The organism is Thermococcus peptonophilus (assembly GCF_001592435.1).
In the GTDB taxonomy this organism is placed as follows: Archaea; Methanobacteriota_B; Thermococci; order Thermococcales; family Thermococcaceae; genus Thermococcus; species Thermococcus peptonophilus.
This window is the reverse complement of the sequence record NZ_CP014750.1, coordinates 1546030-1565515: the sequence shown is the minus strand read 5'-3', so window position 1 is coordinate 1565515 and position 19486 is coordinate 1546030. Positions and strand designations below refer to the sequence as shown.

Below are 19486 nucleotides of genomic sequence, written 5' to 3'. Positions count from 1 at the left end.
CAAGGCTTTGTTGAGGAGACAATATCACTGCCAGTGATTGACGGTATGTTAATTTCCCATTTTTTGTGGTGTATATTCGTCAATTTTAAGTTCGACTTTTCTGCCTGTCTTTGTCACTTGTACAAAAGGTATGTTAATTCGGCCAACAAAAGTTCATTAGGAGAACCAAAAAAGTTATATTCCCTAACTTCACTGGACAATAACGAGAACAAACGCACATAACTGGGTAAAGGGGTGGTGCGAATGGCGAAGACGACCTTCGAGGAGGAGATCTACCTCAGGGCCCTTACTGGGAGGGTTGTTGGAAAGGCCCTCGCCGACCTTGGACTCAACAAGGTTGCCGTCGTTGCCAGCAGGAACATAATCTGCTCCAGCATAGCCACAGCTACCGAGGCGACCTTCATAACCCTCAGCGGAGGAGTTACTTACCACTTCCTCGCCGAGGCAGGTAAAGAAGCTGAGGTCGCTAGGCGCGTCAAGGAGTTCGCTCCTCAGGTAACCGTCCTCCAGTTCGGCGGTGAGACCCCAATCGAGGAGACCAAAAGGATATTCGTCGAGACCCTCAGGCAGTTCGCCGAGCAGGATGTTCCTGGGGCATTCGTCATCCACGTCAGAATATTCGCGGCAGGAGGACTCGCCGAGGCCCTCAAGGACGAGAAGATCAGGGAGTACCTCGGCAAGAAGGACCTCTTCGTTTACACCGTCGGCTTCGATGAGGGCAAGGTCTACGTCAACAAGATACTCCTCGACGGCGAGGAGATCAAGCTCGAGAAGATAGCGGAGTACCAGGTCACACTCGAGCACGCCGACCTGCTCAACCGCTCCCTCAAGGACAGGGGCGTTACCTTCGCTTGATAGCACCATTTCTCTTTTCCTTTCTCCAGGATAATTTTTTCCGAATTTTGTTTCTCTTGGGGGTAACTCTCTTTTCACAGGTAATCCAGAAGAGAACAATGGGGCACCAAAGGTTTAAAACTCCAGTGTGGTTTTCAACTTTTGGTTTTGGAAAGGTATAAAGGCCCGGAATACCAAAAGAACACAGGTGAGAGCATGAAGGCTTATCACATTCACGTTCAGGGAATCGTTCAGGCGGTAGGGTTTCGGCCGTTTGTCTATCGGATAGCCCACGAGCACAACCTGAGGGGCTACGTCAAGAACCTCGGCGATGCGGGCGTTGAGATAGTCGTTGAGGGAAGGGAAGAGGACATCAAGGCCTTCATCGAGGATCTCTACAAAAAGAAGCCTCCCTTAGCAAGGATTGACCGGATAGAGAAGAATGAAATTCCGCCGCAGGGTTTTGACAGGTTCTACATCGAGAAAAGCTCCAAAGGAGGAAAGGGTGGAGACTCAATAATTCCGCCTGACATAGCCATCTGCGACGACTGTCTGAGAGAGCTTTTTGACCCCACCAACAAGCGCTATATGTATCCATTCATCGTCTGTACAAACTGCGGGCCAAGGTTCACGATAATAGAGGACCTTCCCTACGACCGCGAGAACACCACGATGAAGGAGTTCCCGATGTGTGACTTCTGCCGGAGTGAATACGAAGATCCTCTTAACAGGCGCTATCATGCAGAGCCAACGGCCTGTCCCGTCTGCGGGCCCTCATACAGGCTCTACACCAACGATGGGCAGGAGATATACGGGGACCCGCTGAGGAAGGCGGCCGAGCTTATAGATAAGGGGTATATCGTGGCAATCAAAGGGATAGGCGGAATACACCTGGCATGCGATGCCACAAGGGAGGATGTTGTTGCAGAGCTGAGAAAAAGGACTTTCCGACCACAGAAGCCCTTCGCAATAATGGCCAAAGACCTCGAAACCGTCAAGAGCTTCGCCTATGTGAGCCCAGAGGAAGAGGAGGAGCTGACCTCCTACAGGCGGCCAATACTAACGCTCCGCAAAAGGGAGCCCTTCCCGCTCCCCGAGAACCTTGCACCGGGACTTCACACCATTGGGGTCATGCTTCCCTATGCTGGGACGCACTATATTCTCTTCCACTGGAGCAAGACCCCCGTCTACGTTATGACCTCGGCCAACTACCCAGGAATGCCGATGGTCAAGGACAACGATAGGGCCTTCCAGGAGCTTAAGGATATGGCGGACTACCTCCTCCTCCACAACAGGAGGATACTGAACCGCGCGGATGACAGTGTGATAAGGTTCGTCGATGGAAAGAGAGCCGTGATAAGGCGCTCCCGCGGTTTCGTGCCCCTCCCGATAGGGATACCCTTTGAGTACAATGGCTTAGCTGTTGGAGCAGAACTCATGAACGCCTTTGGCGTCGCCAAGAACGGAAAGGTTTACCCGAGCCAGTACATTGGCAACACAGGAAAGGTCGAAGTCCTTGAGTTCATGAGGGAAGCAATAGCCCACTTCCGGAAGATTCTAAGGGTCAAGAACCTCGACCTCATCATAGCCGACCTCCACCCGAGCTACAACACGACGAAGCTAGCGATGGAGATGGCGAACGAGTTTGAAGTTGAGCTTCTCCAAGTTCAGCACCACTACGCCCATATAGCGAGCGTCATGGCCGAGAAAAACCTCGATTCAGTGATCGGGGTAGCTCTCGACGGCGTTGGCTACGGAACGGACGGAAACACTTGGGGCGGCGAAGTCCTGTATCTCAGCTACGAGGACGTTGAACGGCTTGCTCACATAGATTACTACCCACTCCCTGGCGGAGATTTGGCGAGTTATTACCCATTGAGGGCGCTGATGGGGATACTGAGCAAGGTCTATTCGATTGAGGAGCTTGAAGGAGTTATAACGCGCTGCTGCCCGAAGGCCATCGAGAGCCTCAAGTACGGAAAGGTCGAGTTCAACGTTGTTCTAAACCAGCTCGCCAAGGGGATAAACACGGCCTACGCCTCCTCAACGGGGAGGGTTCTCGACGCCATAGCTGTCCTTCTCAACGTCGCTTACAGGAGGCACTACGAGGGAGAGCCAGCCATGAAGCTTGAGAGCTTCGCCTTCAAAGGCAAGAACGACCTGAAGTTCGAGATTCCGGTTGAAGGAGAGCTGATAAATGTCGAGAGTCTGTTCGAGGAGATTCTTGAGAACGTTGATAGTGCCTCTCCGGCGGACATAGCCTACTCTGCCCACCTCGCCCTCGCGAGAGCCTTTGCCCACACTGCGGTCGAAAGGGCCAGGGAATTCGGCGTGAAGAACGTTGCCCTGAGCGGCGGAGTTGCGTACAACGAGCTCATAACTAAGACGATACGGAAGGTTGTGGAAGCAAATGGGCTGGATTTCTACGTGACGACAGAGGTGCCGAGGGGGGACAACGGCATAAACGTTGGTCAGGCATTCCTTGGAGGCCTCTATCTGGAGGGTTACCTGACGAAGGAGGATTTGATGCTCTAACCTTTTAAGCAGGGACTGTAGATACATGATTAGGTGGTTGAAATGGGAGAAAAGATAAAGCTCGAACACGGAGCAGGCGGGGAAATAATGGAAGAGCTTTTGAGGGATGTTGTTCTCAAGACCCTGACGCTTAAGTCGGCTGGAGGAATAGGGTTAGATGCTCTCGACGACGGTGCAACCATACCCTTTGGGGACAAACACATCGTCTTCACGATAGACGGGCACACGGTAAGGCCCCTCTTCTTCCCAGGAGGAGACATAGGGCGCCTAGCTGTCAGCGGGACGGTGAACGATCTGGCCGTTATGGGCGCTGAGCCAGTAGCTTTGGCAAACTCGATGATAATCGGCGAGGGACTTGACATGGAAGTCCTGAAGAGGGTTCTCAAGTCCATGGACGAGACGGCAAAGGAAGTCCCGGTCCCGATAGTCACGGGTGACACCAAGGTCGTTGAAGACAAAATAGAGATGTTCGTGATAACAGCTGGAATAGGAATAGCGGAGCACCCGGTAAGCGACGCCGGGGCAAAGGTCGGCGACGTTGTATTGGTCAGCGGGACAATAGGAGACCACGGCATAGCTCTAATGAGCCACAGAGAAGGTATAGCTTTCGAAACCGAGCTAAAGAGCGATGTCGCACCGATATGGAACGTTGTCAAGGCTGTCGCTGAAGCAATCGGCTGGGAGAACATCCATGCGATGAAAGACCCAACGAGAGCTGGCTTGAGTAATGCACTCAACGAGATCGCTCGGAAGAGCAACGTTGGAATCCTCGTGAGGGAAGCGGACATCCCGATAAGGCCCGAGGTGAGGGCCGCGAGTGAGATGCTGGGGATAAGCCCATACGACGTCGCCAATGAGGGTAAGGTAGTTATGGTCGTCGCGAGAGAGTACGCGGAAGAGGCCCTTGAAGCAATGAGGAGAACGGAGAAGGGCAGGGATGCGGCGATAATCGGTGAAGTGATAGAGGAGTACCGCGGCAAGGTTCTCCTGGAGACTGGAATAGGCGGAAAGAGGTTTATGGAACCTCCCGAAGGCGACCCCGTTCCGAGAATATGCTGATTTTTATTCTTCTTCCTTTGAGAACATGGCCCAGAAGGCCACCATTGAAGCTCCGTACAGGAGGCCCGTTATTAGGAATGGTACTGTGAGTGAGCGATCAAATATCAGCCCCCCAAGGTACTGGCCTGCTCCAAAGGTCGCGGTCCACGCGAGATTCCTAAGGGCTAAAGCCGTCGAGCGCTCCTCTGTGGAGAAGAATCGCATCATAAACGCGTCCCATATTGGGTTCACTATGTTCATCAGGATTGTCCTGATGATGTAAACGACCGCCGCCAGCGGAAAACTCGGAAGGAACGGCATTCCAGCAATGAGGAGCGTGGCACTGCCGTTGAAGGTAACTATCGTCCTGACGCTCCCTGCCTTGTCAGCTATGGTGGGCAGGAGAAAAGTGCCGAGGCCCATTACAAACTGCTGGACTGCAAAGAGGCCTCCTATGCTCTCCAAACTGGTGCCAAACTTCCTGTTGAACCACAGGCCCATGTAGGGGATTGTCACTCCAGCACCGAGACCGATGAGGGCACTGGGAAGCGAGAACTTGAGGATTTTGATCACAGTTTCTCGCTCAAATTTTATCTCCCGTCCTTTTCTGTCCAGTATTGGATGTACAAGAGATATAACAGCAAGTTGAAGGAAGATAAAGCTGACTGAGACCATCAGCGTATCTCTGTACGGGTTCTCCCCGTCCAGGACTCCTGGGAGAAAACCTCCAAGGAGAGTTCCGAAGGCCGCTCCAAACGTACCCATCGCTGAATTCAGGGAAAATAGGTAGTGCCTGTTCTCATCGCTCGCCTCCTCGCTGAGGAGAGACATTAGAGCCGGCCCCTCTAGTGCCATGCCAACCCCAAGGAGCACGGAAGCTACGACCAAGAAGTGGAACTCCGGCAGAAAGACCTGTATCACCCTTCCAGACGTGAAAAATGTAAGTGCGAGGATTATGCTCCGTTTGTACCCGATTTTTACTGCAAGGGGCCCCGTGAAGAGGAGAAGAGCGGCCTGAGCTATCGTTGAGAGCGAGAACAGTACGCCCATGGCCGAGTAGTCCATGCCGAGGGACTTGAAGTAGAAAGGGACTATGAACCAGGATATATTGCCCCCTAACCAGCCAAAGAAGGAGTATATGACCACAAGATATGCGTCGCGGCTGAAGGAAAAATACTCTCTCATCGACCTGGATACCAGGACAGTCCTTTATAAGCTTGTCGAAACGTTAAAAGTTCAAATTAAAAATACTCATCCATTTCCCATTTCTGTCCTTAACCTTGGGTTCAGGAAATCCGTATAAGCCCAAAATCCAAATCCATTTCGGTGGTGGGGGTGATAATCGCTAAACCATGCACTACGATGAAGGGGATTGTAATATCGGGCTATTCCTGGGAGAAGCCAATAAAAGTAGACCTCACAAAGACAGCCCAGTGTCTCCGGGAGAGGGGGCACAGCGTGAAAAAGCTCCTCCCGGGTATGATGCTCATTCTCGAAATGGAAGGTTACGAAGTCAGCGTTTATCCGAGCGGGAAGATAATAGTCAAGCTCCTCGATGATGCCGAGCTTGGAAGGAAGATCGCCGAGACAATCTATGAGTGCGCGGGAATCCTGGAGGTGGTAGCATGAAGATACCGGACGATATTAGGAAGGACATACCGCTCACGAGCGAGGTTATTTACTTCGATAACACTGCCACATCACTCACGCCAAAGCCAGTTATCGAGGCGATTGATGAGTACTACTTAAAATACCGTGCCAACGTCCACAGGGGTGTCCACAGGCTCTCTCAGATGGCAACGCACAAATACGAAGAGAGCAGAAAGGTTGTGGCGGACTTCATCAATGCAAAGTTCGAGGAGATAGTCTTCACCAAGAACACAAGCGAGAGCCTGAATTTAGTCGCCCTCGGACTGGAGCACATCTTCAGACCCGGCGACAAGATAGTGACAACACCATACGAGCACCACTCAGACTTACTCCCATGGCAGAGGTTAGCTAAAAAGAAGGGTCTCAGACTAGAGTTCATAGAGGGCGACCTGGAGGGAAACCTAGACCTGGCCGATGCCGAGGAGAGGATCAAGGGTGCAAAGCTCGTGGCAGTCCAGCACGTCTCGAACGCCCTTGGAGTAATTCACGAGGTGGAGGAACTTGGAAAGATGGCAAAAGAGGAGGGCGCAATATTCGTTGTTGACGCCGCCCAGAGTGCTGGCCACATGGAAGTGGACGTTAAAAAGCTCCACGCGGATTTCCTGGGCTTCTCCGGACACAAGGGGCCGATGGGGCCGACAGGGATTGGGGTTCTCTACATCAACAGCGAGTTCTTCGACGTCTTCGAGCCGCCGCTCATAGGAGGGGGAACTATCGAGGACGTTGGCCTCGACTCTTACAAGCTGGCAGAGCCGCCGGAGCGCTTTGAAGCAGGAACGCCGAATATTGGGGGGGCTATAGGCCTCGCCGCTGGAATTCGCTACATCGAGAAGATTGGAATAGAAAAGATCGAAAGGCAGGAGCACAAGCTTGTAAAACGTACAACAGAAGGCCTTGACGAGCTCGAAGTGCCGTGGTACGGACCGCGGAACCTGAAAAAGCACGCAGGCGTCGTCAGCTTCAACGTCCCACCGCTACACCCGCACGATGTCGCTGCTATCCTCGATGAGCACAACATCATGGTTCGTTCAGGACACCACTGCGCCCTGCCAGCAATGAAGAAGCTCGGGGTGCAGGGGACAGTTAGGGCTTCATTCCACGTCTACAACAGCGTTGAAGAAGTCGAGACGTTCCTCGGTGTTATGGAAGAGCTGACAAAAGGGTTGAGGAGCTAAGCTCCAACTCCTCCCCCTGTAACTATTATGACCGTAAACTCAAAATCAAACCTTTCCGTAAGCACGTTTCCAGGGGAAATGGGCCAGACGACATAGAACCTGTCTCTCCCAATTATTTTTCCTCCTCTCGATATTTCATAGGAGTTGACTTCTACAACTGGAAGGAGGAGCAACGGCCGCACCACCACAAGTGCTTCAAGCCTTTTGTTGAGCCCAAGTGAATGAGTAGGACCCACGTCATTTAGGAAGTAAACCCACATTGGCCCGTAAGAGGGAATCCCCAGCTCTTCAAGGTTTTCAGTGTCAACATGATACCTCTGCAGAGGCTCAAAAGAGGTTACACACGAGGATGAGAGGCAGAACTCCGGACTAACTGGAGAGTGTATATATAGGTACTTGTCTATGGCCTGTTCACCAGCCAGGGAGGTAACGAAAAAGGCCAGCAAGAGGAGAACGGCAAGGCGCTTTAGGCGATAATCCCCCTTGCTGATGTATGGCTTCGAGAGAGCAAACCACAGAGCCAGGGCAGCAGGTATCGAGAAGTAATACAAGGATATAAGGAGGCCAAATATTACAGGAGTTGTCCCGTGTGCGTAGTAAACCATTCTTTCACCCCGAGTAATAAATAAGCGGGAAAGTTAAAAAGATTACGCTTTTTAGCCGTGAAATGCTCCCGTCTCCACGTTTATTGTTTCCGGGGTACGGTAGATGAAAGCTCCCTCACCCTTGTGAACGTGCTTCCGCATCGGCCCGGATGGGACGCCGCTGGCCTCATAGACCAAGCTCTGAATGTCCGGGTCGTGGTAAAGGAGGAGCACAGGACCGGCAAGGTTGAGGAGCGAATCAAGGGCATATTCACTGGCGACCACCGTAACCCTCCTTAGAATCGGCTTTGTGAGGAGCGGTAGTCCGGCTCCGCCTGCCGAAGTGTAGCTCAGAACAGTAGCGTCGTTGAGGCTCATCATTGCGTTCCTCCTCTTCTCGAGGGCCGCAGCTAGGATTAGGAAAGCATTGCCAACGAGGGTTATGCTGTGAGCATTCCCAAAGTCCACGAGGATGTTTTTCCCAAGTTCCGGAACGTTGCCGGAGTAGAGGAGCTGGTCTATGACAGTATAGCTTTCAGCTATTACCTCAGAGTACTTCTCACCCGCCTTGAGTGCCTCGGGAATGCTTCCAACCTTACCGGAGAGTATGTCCGAGTAGAGCCTCTCCGTGAGTGTCCTGTCCAGTCCATAGACTGTCTGGACGATCGTAGCTGCAGTGTAGGGGTCGAAGTAACCTTCGATCGCAAACTTTATGGGGTCAAGTCCATTGGGCTTCGTGTCCTCAATCTCAAGAACCGTGTCAAATCCTTCTTTTGGAAAAGTTCCCTTCGTATCAAAGACTACTGTCGAGTATCCCTTCTCCCTGTAAGCCCCTACAAAGTAGCCAATAGCCTTGTCGAGGAAGTCGTCCATGCCGAAGACCTTGAGCGTCCTCCCGTGATAAACGGGGTCGTAGAAAACGTCCTCACCTTCCCTCTCAAAAAGCTTAACCGCTATCCTGCTGTACTTCATTGCATTCACCAAAAATAGAATTTGCAGAGGGATATAAACGGCTTCCGCTAGATGACCTTAACCATCTTCTCCATCCATGGGGAGACCCTTACCCTGATGTAGCCTCTTAGCTTTTCATCAACCTCTTTATCTCCCGTGTACACGCGAATGACCCCTCTTTCAACTTTTGAGGGGGTTGCAACGACTATAATGTTCTCCTTCGGAATCCTTCTCAAAACTTCAGCGGAGAACTGCTGGTTTCCTCTTCCGAATAGGAAGTTCAGGCCGCCTATCACCGTAACGACTATCTTCGGGTTCTTATCGGAAAAGCGTAGGAGGTCTTTCTCAGCCGCGTCCTTCACGAGGAGCCTGGCCTTTCCGTCCTTTACCCCAACGACGTCAACTCCGAGCAGTGTTCCATTTATTCCCATCCTGTCCTTTATTCTTTTTATCGTCGAACCTGCTCCAAGAAAGTAAATTCCGTCCTCGCTCAAAATTTCCTCAGCTACCGCATCGGCTATGGCCTCAAGGGTCTCGCTCTCATCAACTTTCTGCGGCTCCTTTGCGCCCTGTACAAGTAGCTCGACAACTGGTGTTAGGGCCTTTCCGTAGTGCTTTGGTTTGACTTCATCCCTCCTGAAGGCCTCTTCATCGAGGTCCATGACGTCCCTCTCTTCCAGCCGGGCTCTCCCGCTGGCGAACTCGACGAGAAGCCTGGCGGCACTTTCAGGGGAAGCCGCGAAAATACCAGAGAACATCTTCACACCCGTAGGTACGCCCAGGATCGGGACTTTTTTGCCAACAACGGAATGAACGTCCCTCGCAGTGCCGTCGCCACCGGCGAAGACTATGATGTCAACCTTCCCAAGCATTCCACGGGCAAGGGCTTTTGTGTCTTCCGGCGTGGTGTCAGGGACTCTCACGCCTTCAATCTCACGGTAACCGATCTCTCTGTGCCTGATTACCTCAACGACAAACCCAAACTCCCTGAGGTAGTCCTCCCCGAGAGGACCGGGTCCTGTTAGAAATTCAAAGTTCTCTGCCTCCTTGTAGTGCTTCAGCTCACTCAGGAATAGGCGGGCAATCTCAGGGGCTACAGGCCTTGCTCCCCTCCTTATCGCCTCCTCAACAACGCCGTCGGTTCCCTTAAGTGCCACCCTGCCGCCCATTCCGGCTATCGGATTGACTATGAATCCCACTTTTAGCTTTCTCATGAACATCCCCAGAGACAGTAAAAAGAGCAGGGGCTTAAAGCTTGCCCTTACCTCATGTACTTCCTCGCGAAGACCGTGAGGAAGACAGCCCACATGAACATTCCGAATAGTGCCTCGATGGACGCTATAATTCTGCCAACACCGAAGGGATGATAATCACCGTAGCCAAGGGTCGTAGCCGTCACGATGCTGAAGTATTCATAGTCAAGGAAGCTCAAGGAGCTTGAGAGGCCCTCAACACTCTTCGTCGTCCAGAACAGGAGGGGAAAGATGAGGTTTACCGCGGCGAGCCAGAGGAGGATCGGCCTCTTCCAGTCCGTACCGTATTTGCAGGTCAAGTCCGCAAAGAGCCACTCAAACCAAACCTCTGCCATGTTGATAATCCTTTTAAGCCCCTTTTTCCTCGACTGGAGCTTGGCCTTCCTCTTCGCCAGCATCTCAAGGTAGTAGTACTCGTCCGCCCTATCAAAGTCTCCGCTCTTTTCCCAGCTCGTCCTCGCGAGGCGGTAGAAAAGCTCCTCCGCGCGGGGGCTGTTGAACCTGCAGTCATCTACTATAATGAAACCACCCACTTCAAGTTCTATCGGAAGGTTGGGAAGAACCGTCATGCCCCAAGTAGAGTCGGTATGGATCGAGGTGCTCCTTAACACCAGGTTGCTCTCAACCTTGACGTGTACGAACTCCGGGGAGACCAAGTAGCTCTTCCGGATTTCAATGTGACCGAAAACCTCGAGGTTCTCAAGGTGCAGCCTGCCGTGGAAGCCTGCAACGGTAAGCCTCACTCTCCTCTTATAGCGGGGAGACACATCAAACGATACATCCCTAATGATTAGGTTCCGCGCCCTAACGCTCCGTTCCCTGCTCTCGGATACGTTTACACCGTGTTCCCTCAGAATCTCTCTAAGGAGCGGATAGCGGGTGTTTATTCCTATCCTTCTAACGCCGGTGAGACTCGAAATCTCTATGTTGCCGACAATTCTCTCAGTTTCTCCGTAGGCCTTCTCCTCCCCAACTTCCTCTTTAGGTCTGTAGCGCGTCGAGTTTATCATGAGATACTTAACTTCCGAGTCCCTTATCGAGATGTGGCTTGAAAACTCCGTCCTAAGAATGTTGAGACCAAAGATACTCGAGTTTTTTATGAGGATCGTTTCGAGAGAGCTTTCAAAAATCACAACTCTCTCAACTTTCGAGTTAATCATGATAAGGCCCCTAACCAAGGAAGCATCCATAATGAGGTTTGTAACCCTAGAGTTTTTGAAGACTAGCACTTTTTCAGCGGTGAAGTCCTTTATCGCGACATCATAGAGGTCAACACCCTCAAAATAGGTCTGACCTACTTTCAATCTTTTCTCAAAGGCCTCTTTCTTGATCTCTTTCAGCCTCTCACCGTAGAGGACCTCTCCTTCCTCCCTCGGGATGTGGAGGACACAGTACTTTGAGCCTTCTAAGGGTTTCAGCCTGCACTTTTTCCCATTCTCGTAGATGTACTCGCACATCACAGAAAAACCGGCACCTCTCACTTTAAAGCTTTCCACTTCATACTGCCGTACAAAAGATAAGCAAAAAAGAAAGTCAGAACTTGAGAACCCTAGCAAGGACTATCAGCGGATCCCAGACCGGTGCAAACGGCGGTGCATAGGCCAGATCGGTGAAGAAGACATCTTTGGTCGTGAACCCTGCCGTGATCATGGCCGCCGCTGTGTCTATCCGGGGGAGGATTTCGCCGCCCACTGCCTGCACTCCGAGGAGCCTGTTGGTCTCGTTGTCAACGACACCCTTGAGCCATATCGTCTTTGAGCCAGGATAGTAGTGGGGTCTCGTTCCTGCCTTTATAAATGCCGTCCTGACGTCGTAGCCCTCCTTTATAGCTTCTGCCTCTGTGAGCCCGGTCTTTCCAATCTCAAGGTCAAGGAACTTGGTTATGCTAGTTCCAAGGACGCCCGGGAAGTGAATTTCCTTTCCTGCTATGTTGCTTCCAGCCACGTATCCCATCTTGTTTCCGGCCGGGGCGAGGGGTACCCACACGCGTCTGCCCGTTATGATATGCTTCGTCTCAGCGACGTCCCCAGCGGCATAGACGTTCTCAACGCTCGTCTGCATCCTGTCGTTCGTCCAGATGGCGCCGGTCTCACCTGTCCTGACGCCGAGCCCTCTGGCAAGTTCTGTGTTGGGCTTTATTCCCGTCGCCACTATCACGAGGTCAGCGGGGTACTCTCCGGCGTCAGTGACGACCTTCTCAACCCTTTCTTTTCCTTCAATGCGGAGTGTAACCTCCTCAAGGCGGAGGTTGAGGTGGTTTCTGAGCTTTTCCTCAACTATATCGGTTATCTCCTTGTCGAAGGTCTTCCTGAGAACTCTTTCGCTCCTTCCGATGAGGGTAACGTTCTTGCCCCTCTCAACGAAGGCCTCAGCCATCTCAATGGCTATGTAGCCGGTTCCGATAACGACAACGTTTTCGACGGGGTTTTTCTCTAGGTACTCTGTTATGGCAACTGCATCGGGCGGGAGGTCTGCCGTGAAGACTCCGGGAAGGTCGATACCCTCAATTGCGGGGATCTGGGGCGAGGCGCCGTTGGCGAAGACGAGGTAGTCCCACTCGTAGGTCTTCTCTCCATCCTCTTCCCTCACCTTGACACTGCCCTGCTCAACCTCGATTACCTCCGCCTTCAGGTGGAGGTCTATGCCGCGCTTCTTAATGAAGACCTCGGGGGGATAGTGCATGAGCTTCTCCTTGGGCGAAATACCCTCAACAACGTAGGGGATGCCACATGGAGCGTGGCTGACCCACTCCGTCGCTTCAAAGACCTTGACGTCCCATTCTGGCTTCAATCTCTTGACGCGCGAGGCAGCACTCATTCCAGCGGCTCCACCACCTATAACAACGACCGTCTTTCTCTCCATCACCATCACCGGGAAAGGTTCAAAACCTTTGGTTAAAAATGTTGGTGGGCAGAAAAGGGAAGTCTAACAAAGCCAGCGGAAGCCTCACCTATTCCACAACACTTCCGTAGCTTTTCCTTATTTCAACGTGCTCAATGAATTTCTAAACCACTCTCGTCAACTATATCTGACTATTACGCTTTTCTGGGCAACCTTATTTTTCTTCTTCCTTGCGGCCGCGTATGTACCGCTTCCCTTTCACAGAAACAACTCTATAAACATCACCCTCGGTAAGCTCAACTCCTGGCTTTTCAATTTCGTAGGTCTCATAGCTCTCCATATCCATGAGCTGGACTTCGTCCCTCCCTATGCTCGTAACCATCGCCTCGCTCTCCTCGTGCTCGACTGTATTAACTCCCTCCCTGCCAAGGGTCTTCCAGTCCTTGTGCTCGCTCTTCCCCGTGGAGAGATTGCGCAGGGTCATGCCTTTGCCGTCAACCCTCTCGACTTCGTAAACGGTTCCCCTCCTATCTGTGACTATATCTCCCCTCTGGAACTTGGGTATTCTGACGCTGACGCTCGTCCTGTAAACCTCTCTGCTCGTCTGCCTGTCCATGCCCACGAGCTCGTAGGCTTCGCTTATCTTTCCACCGAAGCGCTCCTTTATGGCCTGGGCCAGCTTTCTCGCGGCGCTGGTTGAACCCATGTAGAAGTCCAGACCCTCTTCCTTCTCTATCGTGTCCTGGATAAAGCCCATCCTGTCCCTGCGCATTATCTCATCCACTTTCTCCTCGACGAGCTTTCCGATAGCCTCTCTTTCTTCCTCCGTCAGGGGTCTGTCCTCAGCCCTGACCTGGAGTATAGCCTCGAAATAGCCGCCGAGGAACTTCTGACAGCGCGGGCAGACCGTCTGGCGAACGTACACTGTGACCCTCTTCCGCTCGTCGTGAAGCTCCTTCTGGAGCTCGTGGGTCCTAGCCTTAACGCGGACTTCGTATGTTATTATGGCCGGGAAGTACTCTATATGGTAACCCACTGGCTCGAAGGCGACGACCGCCCTGCCGAGGGGGATTTCTTCCGTTTCTTCAAGCTCCTCAGGTGGTACGACCTCGTACTCGCGGATTTTGTCGCTGAAGGAATCCTCAAGGGCCTCAAGCAGGGCGTTTTCGGCAACCTCAAATATGAGCTCCTCAAGTTCGTAGCTTTGGGGGTCGACCCACACACCCCTCCTCTTATAGCTCCCGCAGTTCTGGCAGAGCTCCGTGTTTATTTCGTTCTCGATGAGAAGGACTGGATTTTCTTTTCGGTAGCACACCTGGCAGAGACCCTCAATGAGCGGCCCACCCTCTCGCTCGCTTATTCCACACCTGTAACAGAACCTCTCGCTCATTACTCTCACCGGAGAAGGTGCCAGGAGATAAGTTAAAAACCTAACTCAGAAGAAAAGTCTCGCCATCTGGGCGTGGGGGACACCCTGGATTCTCAGGACTCTTTCAGGATCAACGTACCCGAGTTCTATCGCCTTTGAGACGCATCGTTCGCCGGTGAGGTTTGCTATCGTTGCCTCATCGAGAAGCTCCTTCAAACGGTCTTCCTCGACGAGTTCGCCCTTATAAAAGCGCTCCTTGACTTCAAGCTTCAGCTCTCCCTCTCTAAACGTCTTCCCAAGCAGTTCCTCGTCGCAGGCGGCAAGAAGAACTTCCCCCTGAACCCGATAAACCTTCACATATATCATTTTACCACCGGGAGAAAAGGAAGAAAAGAGGGTTAAAAAGGTTTCAGCGCTGTGTTTCAAGCTCCTCGATGGCCTCGAGGAGCAGCTTCACTGCCTTCATCTCGTTGAGGTACGCCAGGCGCAGTGGCCTTATGAGCCTCGGGTCGCCGAGGTACGTGAGTATGTTGCCGTCGGTGACCTCAAGGGCCTCGTTGTAGTACTTCTCGGCCTCCTTGTGGAGCTCGAGAGCCTTCTGGAGGGTCTCGTTGTCCACTCCGAGCTCGAGAGCCTTCTGGTAAGTCTCGTTGAACTTCTCATGGTACATGTTGTACCAGCGGTAGCCGAGGAAGTTGAGGAGTGTGAGGGAGATGCCCTCTCTCGGAGTCCTGTACTCGACGTGGACCGTTACTGGTGAAGCAAACTTGATTTTGACAAAGAGGTATGTTGCCTTCTTTCCTGTCTCTACCCACCAGTCAATGAGGTGGTCTGCCGGTTCAGTGGTCACACTCTCAACTGTCGCCTTGGGCGGCAGTACTATCATTATCGTCGCCGTTGTGTTCTCGGTTCCGTTGACAACAAGGGTTACCTTAGAGGACTCTATCTTTTCTTCCATTATGGTGGCGTTAGCTCCTGCCTCTTGATCTACGAGGTTCACCTCCACTTTGGTTACCGGTTTTTCGAAGGGTTCTGATACTTTAAGCTTAAATACTCCCTCAAAGTCCTTATATTCGTCGCTGATTATTTTGACATTAAGGCTAATGTCATCTAGAGAGGCCGGTGTGTATACAAACCTGAGCTCTCCATCAACTGCGTAGTACTCCTTGCCGTTTACGATTACCTTGGTCTCCCCCTTGACTGGCTCAAGCGTTGCCTTGTCGAGTATCTTGATGGTTATCAGGGAGGGTTCACCAAGTACAAGGTCTCCTCCTGCAACAACTTCAAGCTCTGGCATGCCAACCTGCACCGTAAGCGGAGCATACGTGAGCGGAACTCCCGTCTCTGAATCAGCCAGTCCAAGGACCCCCAGGTAGGTTCCCTCGCTGGTAACGTTGAGGTTGTATGATATTGCCTTTGAAGCACCGCTCTGGAATGTGAATGGTCCCTCTGAGGTTGTTATCTGACCGTTGTCAGCCAGAATCTGGTGGTAATAAACGTAGGTCATGTTATCCATTGGGACGTCATAGCCGTTGACAACGGCGAAGTAGTACCCCTGCTCCGGCATGAAGCTGTCAAAGCTCTCGTAGGAGGTAGGACCGATCTGGTCGAGGTACACCTTAACACCGGGTATCAGGCCGTAGTATCCGTAAAGTATCAGGAGGAATGCACTGTCAGGATCGTACAGGAGTGGCGCGTATGAGTTGAGAACTGTGTCATTGGCGAAGTAGACCACGTAGAGGTCAAGGTCTGCATTGTCATCCTGGGGAGCGGTGATACCCATCCTGAAGTAGTAGAGCTTCTGGCCGAGCGTGGCGTTAATGAAGTCAACTACCTGCCAGTCGTCCTGGTTTATGGTCTCAATGTAGCCATATAGCCTGTCCAGGCTTCCAAGTCCATAGCCAAATGGTGTTACGTTGACAGTTCCAAGCTCGTTCTTGTACTCAACTGAGACTAAATGTACGCCCGGTTCGTCATAGTCAGCAAAGACCTTTGACGGAGACGCGGTTATGCCCGCAAGCTCAACATCAAGGTTGTAGTGGGACTCTGGATAACCTGTGAAGTAAGACGTGAACGTACTGCTGTAGACTGTTATCTCCCAGGTACCCGGCGTCGGGTTGGGGATAACCCAGGTGTAAGTGGCTGGTCCTCCAGGCCCAAGGTAGTAGAATCCGGTACTTGATCCGGTCGCTGCTACTATGTGACCGCGTGGGTCGACTATGTAGGGCCTAGCCCTTCCCATGAAGGTACCGTTCTCGTCAACGGGGATGCTCATCGTTACCTTGAGCTCCTGGGTGCCGATTGGGACGTCAACGTAGTAGTGCTTGGCCTGTCCCGGTGCCTCAACGTCGCTGAGAGAGGCTTTGCTCTCCCCATCCTTGTTGAGTGGAACCGTAACAACTACTGGAACCGCTCCGTCGATGTAGCTGGTGCTTGGGTCGTCAATGTAGACGTATCCAACGTAGGTTCCTGGCTTGGCGAGTTTGGAGTAGTCTATGGTAACGTAAACCACACCCGTAGTCTTGTAGAAGTCAATATAGGATATCCCTGCCAGTGTGAAGTTGTCCTCCACGAGTGTTGCCTCAACCGTGTCCTTGTCAACGTGGAGCCACGGTACGCTGGTGCTTATCTCGTAGGTGCCGTTAACTGGAGCGAGACCTCCATCATACTCCATTCCGTAGATGTATATAGGAACTGCAGAGGGCCTCTCGTTTCTGATGTAGACACCGCGGTAGAGATACGGGAAGTTGAACTCTATGAAGTAGCTGTTGAAGAGTATGTTGGCGAACAGTGGAAGCTCCTTCTCACCCAGCGGGTTGGTGTAGGGTCCAAACGAAGTTCCAGCGTAGATGTATGTTGTCTTCTCACTGCTGAGCTTGATGAGTTCCTCAATGGCCTTGTCCACCTGAATAAGGCCTGCCCCCTGGTCTATGGGGGTAGCGCCCTCAACGGGCTTTGCGGAAAGCTCAAGCGCCCTCTTTATCATGAACGGATCATAGGTGAGGTTGTGGGTCTTTGCGTAGGATATCATCAGGGCCACTGCACCACTGACGTGCGGTGTAGCCATTGAGGTTCCGTCCCAGAAGTCGGAAGCCCAAGTTCCGTAGTAACCAACGCTCCATATCGGCAGGCTTGAGAATATGAAGCTTCCCGGGGCCATTACATCGGGGTCGACCATACCGTCGAGCCTTGGGCCGCGGGATGAGCTCATCGCCGGACCGTCTGCAACGTTTGGAGCTCCGTACCAGAACTCCCAGCTCTCTCCGCTCCAGTAGTTTCCAACCGTAATAACAAGGTCAGCGTCACCTGGAGAGCCGACGGTGTTGGTAGTCGGTCCGTCGTTTCCAGCCGCTATAGCGAAGGTCACGCCAAACCAGTCTGTCAGCAGGTCGGCAAAGTAGTTCTCCGGGCTTTCGAGACCGTCGTTGTAGCCCTCATAGAGACCACCAAGGGACATGCTGATAACGTCTGCACCGTTGAGTGCGGCGAGTATCATTCCATCGATGATCCATGATGTTCTACCGAATCCCATGCTTGAGAGCGACTTGAACTCGAGCAGCTGGGCACCTGGAGCGACTCCCTCCAGTCCCTCGAAGTAAGTGCCTTCCGGACCATAACCGGCTGCAGTACCGGAGACGTGGGTCCCGTGCTGGCCTCCGTCCCATCCAAAGGTTGCACCGTATTCATCAACGTATGAGAGCACTATACTGTTGTAAACCGTGCCGTTGGCGACCTCCATAACGCCGGGCTCACCGAGCTCAAAGGTCACATAGGTAGTGTTGTCAACATAACCGGGCCCGAGGAGGATGTAGTCACCGGTCTCCGCAAATGGGGTGACTTCATAAGCCATGCTCAGGTTGACGGTGAAGGTATAGTTCATGCCGTCGGGGATGTCCATTATTGGATCGAGGAGGGTCTCGTTTACAGCATAGATTGGTTCTCCGGTAATGGGGTTGTATTTACCCGTAAAGTACACTGCGTTGAGGGTGTTTGCATTTGTAGTGTTGAGCTGGAGCGGTATCGGGTAGAAGTACACCCTGCCATCAGGGGTGTACAGGACGAAGTAGACCTCATCGTAATTGTGGTCAAAGTTTATGTCGAAGTACCTCTCCGGCAGGAATCCGAAGCGGTAGGTACCGTTGGTAACGTTTCCATCGAAGTATATAGTGAGGTTTAGGTTTGCTATTGTTGTAAGCTCCTTTTCCCTGAGCATGTAGAGGTAATAGACTCCCCAGTCAATTGTGATGTTACTGAAAGTAGCCTTCAAGACCCCAGAGCTTACCTGGGTTGAGTTGAACTCGTTTTCAAAGTAGACGTCGCCCTCACCAGTGGTGTCAAGCCAGTAGACTATCTTCCTCCTTCCGTCGGGAGTTATCTGGAGATAGGGCTGGGCAACGTCTGCACCGGTATCAACTATTCCGATGTAGACACCGCTGCCATCAACGCCGTACTCCTCCCTGGCCTGCGGAGCGTTTATTGCATACATGTCCCACATGAATGGATCGTAGTAGCCACTATCCCCGCTCTGGGCAATTGTATCTATCGGGGCCTTTATGGGAAGTTCCTCCGGCCTCTTGGGCTTGGGGAGCTTGACTGTCTTGTCCTCCCAGACATAGAACAGACCCTTAACGTTCTTCAGGGCATCGAGCTTGTCAACTGGGAGGGTAACAACAATGAAGTCGTACTCTGGCTTGCTTATCGGGTCGATCCTAGCACCGAGCTCTTTCAGTTGAGTTAAAACCAAGTCTTCATAGCCCCTCTTGGGAGCCAGAATGAGCCTTACACTGGGCTCTTTTGAAGATTCAAACTTCGCCTTCAGTAAGTCGATGTACTCTGCGACCTTTGGATTGAGTTCCTTCAAGGTCTTCGGCTCCTGGACGGTTTGTGAAACACCTGGCATCGCTGAAGAGGTAGTGGCACTCACTGGCTGGATCAAAGGCACTACCGACAGCACCATTACTGCCACGATTAGCAGGCTCAACACCTTTCGATTCATAGCAACACCTCCGTTGTTTGGCATTGGAAACTAGATACCAGCAGTGATATAAAGATTTCGCCGGGAGTAAACGTATCTTATCACTAATGATGAATAAAAGGCATTGGAGGCAGATAATCATCAAAAAAGTCTTCACTATGCAGAATGGTTACCAGCGCTTAGACTGTAATAACCAGGCAAATCAAAGCTCCAATTAAGAATCATTGGCTCAATACCAATCGATACCCCAAAATTATTGAAGTAAGTCCAAAAATGGATGC

General features: G+C 52.1%; 14 protein-coding genes. 5 read left to right on the top strand and 9 right to left on the bottom strand.

Features of this window, described 5'->3' with window-relative positions; translation table 11 throughout:
- Positions 1 to 243: 243 nt before the first annotated feature.
- The 3 genes from A0127_RS08410 to hypE all read left to right on the top strand — a co-directional run bounded on the left by A0127_RS08410 (position 244) and on the right by hypE (position 4428).
- Positions 244 to 855, top strand: coding sequence for a hypothetical protein (locus A0127_RS08410; protein ID WP_062390305.1), 612 nt, complete (start codon positions 244 to 246; stop codon positions 853 to 855).
- Between the two features lie 195 nt (positions 856 to 1050).
- A complete protein-coding gene (gene hypF / locus A0127_RS08405; RefSeq protein WP_062390302.1) occupies positions 1051 to 3369 on the top strand; it encodes a carbamoyltransferase HypF in 2319 nt (772 codons plus the stop codon).
- Positions 3370 to 3411: 42 nt separating this feature from the next.
- On the top strand, positions 3412 to 4428 hold the full coding sequence (hypE, locus tag A0127_RS08400; RefSeq protein ID WP_062390300.1) for a hydrogenase expression/formation protein HypE: 1017 nt from the start codon (positions 3412 to 3414) through the stop codon (positions 4426 to 4428).
- Between the two features lie 3 nt (positions 4429 to 4431).
- On the opposite strand, the gene A0127_RS08395 is transcribed toward hypE, so the two are convergent.
- Entirely contained in the window at positions 4432 to 5592 is a 1161-nt protein-coding gene (locus tag A0127_RS08395) for an MFS transporter (protein WP_062390298.1), read from the bottom strand.
- Positions 5593 to 5742: 150 nt separating this feature from the next.
- Between A0127_RS08395 and A0127_RS08390 the strand changes: the two genes are divergently transcribed.
- Together A0127_RS08390 and A0127_RS08385 are read left to right on the top strand one after the other, a co-directional pair.
- Positions 5743 to 6036 carry a hypothetical protein gene (locus A0127_RS08390; protein WP_062390296.1) on the top strand — a complete coding sequence of 98 codons (294 nt, stop codon included), beginning with the start codon at positions 5743 to 5745 and terminating at the stop codon, positions 6034 to 6036.
- Positions 6033 to 7232 (top strand): cysteine desulfurase, encoded by a 1200-nt coding sequence (locus A0127_RS08385; protein ID WP_062390293.1) that lies wholly within the window; start codon positions 6033 to 6035, stop codon positions 7230 to 7232. The genes A0127_RS08390 and A0127_RS08385 overlap by 4 nt, the downstream gene beginning before the upstream one ends.
- Here A0127_RS08385 and A0127_RS08380 read toward each other — a convergent pair.
- The 8 genes from A0127_RS08380 to A0127_RS08345 form a co-directional block, all read right to left on the bottom strand.
- On the bottom strand, positions 7229 to 7837 hold the full coding sequence (locus A0127_RS08380; protein WP_062390292.1) for a hypothetical protein: 609 nt from the start codon (positions 7835 to 7837) through the stop codon (positions 7229 to 7231). The two genes, A0127_RS08385 and A0127_RS08380, sit on opposite strands and share 4 nt — an antisense overlap.
- 51 nt (positions 7838 to 7888) lie before the next feature.
- Entirely contained in the window at positions 7889 to 8788 is a 900-nt protein-coding gene (locus tag A0127_RS08375) for a hypothetical protein (protein ID WP_062390290.1), read from the bottom strand.
- A 47-nt stretch (positions 8789 to 8835) separates the two neighbouring features.
- Entirely contained in the window at positions 8836 to 9981 is a 1146-nt protein-coding gene (locus A0127_RS08370; RefSeq protein ID WP_062390288.1) for an ATP-NAD kinase family protein, read from the bottom strand.
- A 47-nt stretch (positions 9982 to 10028) separates the two neighbouring features.
- A complete protein-coding gene (locus A0127_RS08365) occupies positions 10029 to 11477 on the bottom strand; it encodes a potassium channel family protein (protein WP_062390286.1) in 1449 nt (482 codons plus the stop codon).
- Between the two features lie 76 nt (positions 11478 to 11553).
- A complete protein-coding gene (cdr, locus tag A0127_RS08360) occupies positions 11554 to 12882 on the bottom strand; it encodes a CoA-disulfide reductase (RefSeq protein WP_062390284.1) in 1329 nt (442 codons plus the stop codon).
- A gap of 193 nt (positions 12883 to 13075) precedes the next feature.
- Positions 13076 to 14251, bottom strand: coding sequence for a 60S ribosomal export protein NMD3 (locus A0127_RS08355; protein WP_062390282.1), 1176 nt, complete (start codon positions 14249 to 14251; stop codon positions 13076 to 13078).
- Positions 14252 to 14296: 45 nt separating this feature from the next.
- The gene (locus tag A0127_RS08350) at positions 14297 to 14596 is read right to left on the bottom strand and encodes a DUF424 domain-containing protein (RefSeq protein ID WP_062390280.1); all 300 of its coding nucleotides are present in this window, start codon (positions 14594 to 14596) and stop codon (positions 14297 to 14299) included.
- Between the two features lie 43 nt (positions 14597 to 14639).
- Positions 14640 to 19226, bottom strand: a complete 4587-nt coding sequence (locus tag A0127_RS08345) for a S8 family peptidase (RefSeq protein WP_197463577.1) — start codon at positions 19224 to 19226, stop codon at positions 14640 to 14642.
- Positions 19227 to 19486: the final 260 nt, after the last annotated feature.

What these genes read in the sequence shown, in the direction of transcription:
- A0127_RS08395 (WP_062390298.1), bottom strand. Translation starts at nt 5,592, where the DNA reads ATGAGAGAGTATTTTTCCTTCAGCCGCGACGCATATCTTGTGGTCATA.
- A0127_RS08345 (WP_197463577.1), bottom strand. Translation starts at nt 19,226, where the DNA reads ATGAATCGAAAGGTGTTGAGCCTGCTAATCGTGGCAGTAATGGTGCTG.
- A0127_RS08375 (WP_062390290.1), bottom strand. Translation starts at nt 8,788, where the DNA reads ATGAAGTACAGCAGGATAGCGGTTAAGCTTTTTGAGAGGGAAGGTGAG.
- A0127_RS08410 (WP_062390305.1), top strand. Translation starts at nt 244, where the DNA reads ATGGCGAAGACGACCTTCGAGGAGGAGATCTACCTCAGGGCCCTTACT.
- hypE (WP_062390300.1), top strand. Translation starts at nt 3,412, where the DNA reads ATGGGAGAAAAGATAAAGCTCGAACACGGAGCAGGCGGGGAAATAATG.
- A0127_RS08385 (WP_062390293.1), top strand. Translation starts at nt 6,033, where the DNA reads ATGAAGATACCGGACGATATTAGGAAGGACATACCGCTCACGAGCGAG.
- hypF (WP_062390302.1), top strand. Translation starts at nt 1,051, where the DNA reads ATGAAGGCTTATCACATTCACGTTCAGGGAATCGTTCAGGCGGTAGGG.
- A0127_RS08350 (WP_062390280.1), bottom strand. Translation starts at nt 14,596, where the DNA reads ATGATATATGTGAAGGTTTATCGGGTTCAGGGGGAAGTTCTTCTTGCC.
- A0127_RS08370 (WP_062390288.1), bottom strand. Translation starts at nt 9,981, where the DNA reads ATGAGAAAGCTAAAAGTGGGATTCATAGTCAATCCGATAGCCGGAATG.
- A0127_RS08355 (WP_062390282.1), bottom strand. Translation starts at nt 14,251, where the DNA reads ATGAGCGAGAGGTTCTGTTACAGGTGTGGAATAAGCGAGCGAGAGGGT.
- A0127_RS08365 (WP_062390286.1), bottom strand. Translation starts at nt 11,477, where the DNA reads ATGTGCGAGTACATCTACGAGAATGGGAAAAAGTGCAGGCTGAAACCC.
- cdr (WP_062390284.1), bottom strand. Translation starts at nt 12,882, where the DNA reads ATGGAGAGAAAGACGGTCGTTGTTATAGGTGGTGGAGCCGCTGGAATG.
- A0127_RS08380 (WP_062390292.1), bottom strand. Translation starts at nt 7,837, where the DNA reads ATGGTTTACTACGCACACGGGACAACTCCTGTAATATTTGGCCTCCTT.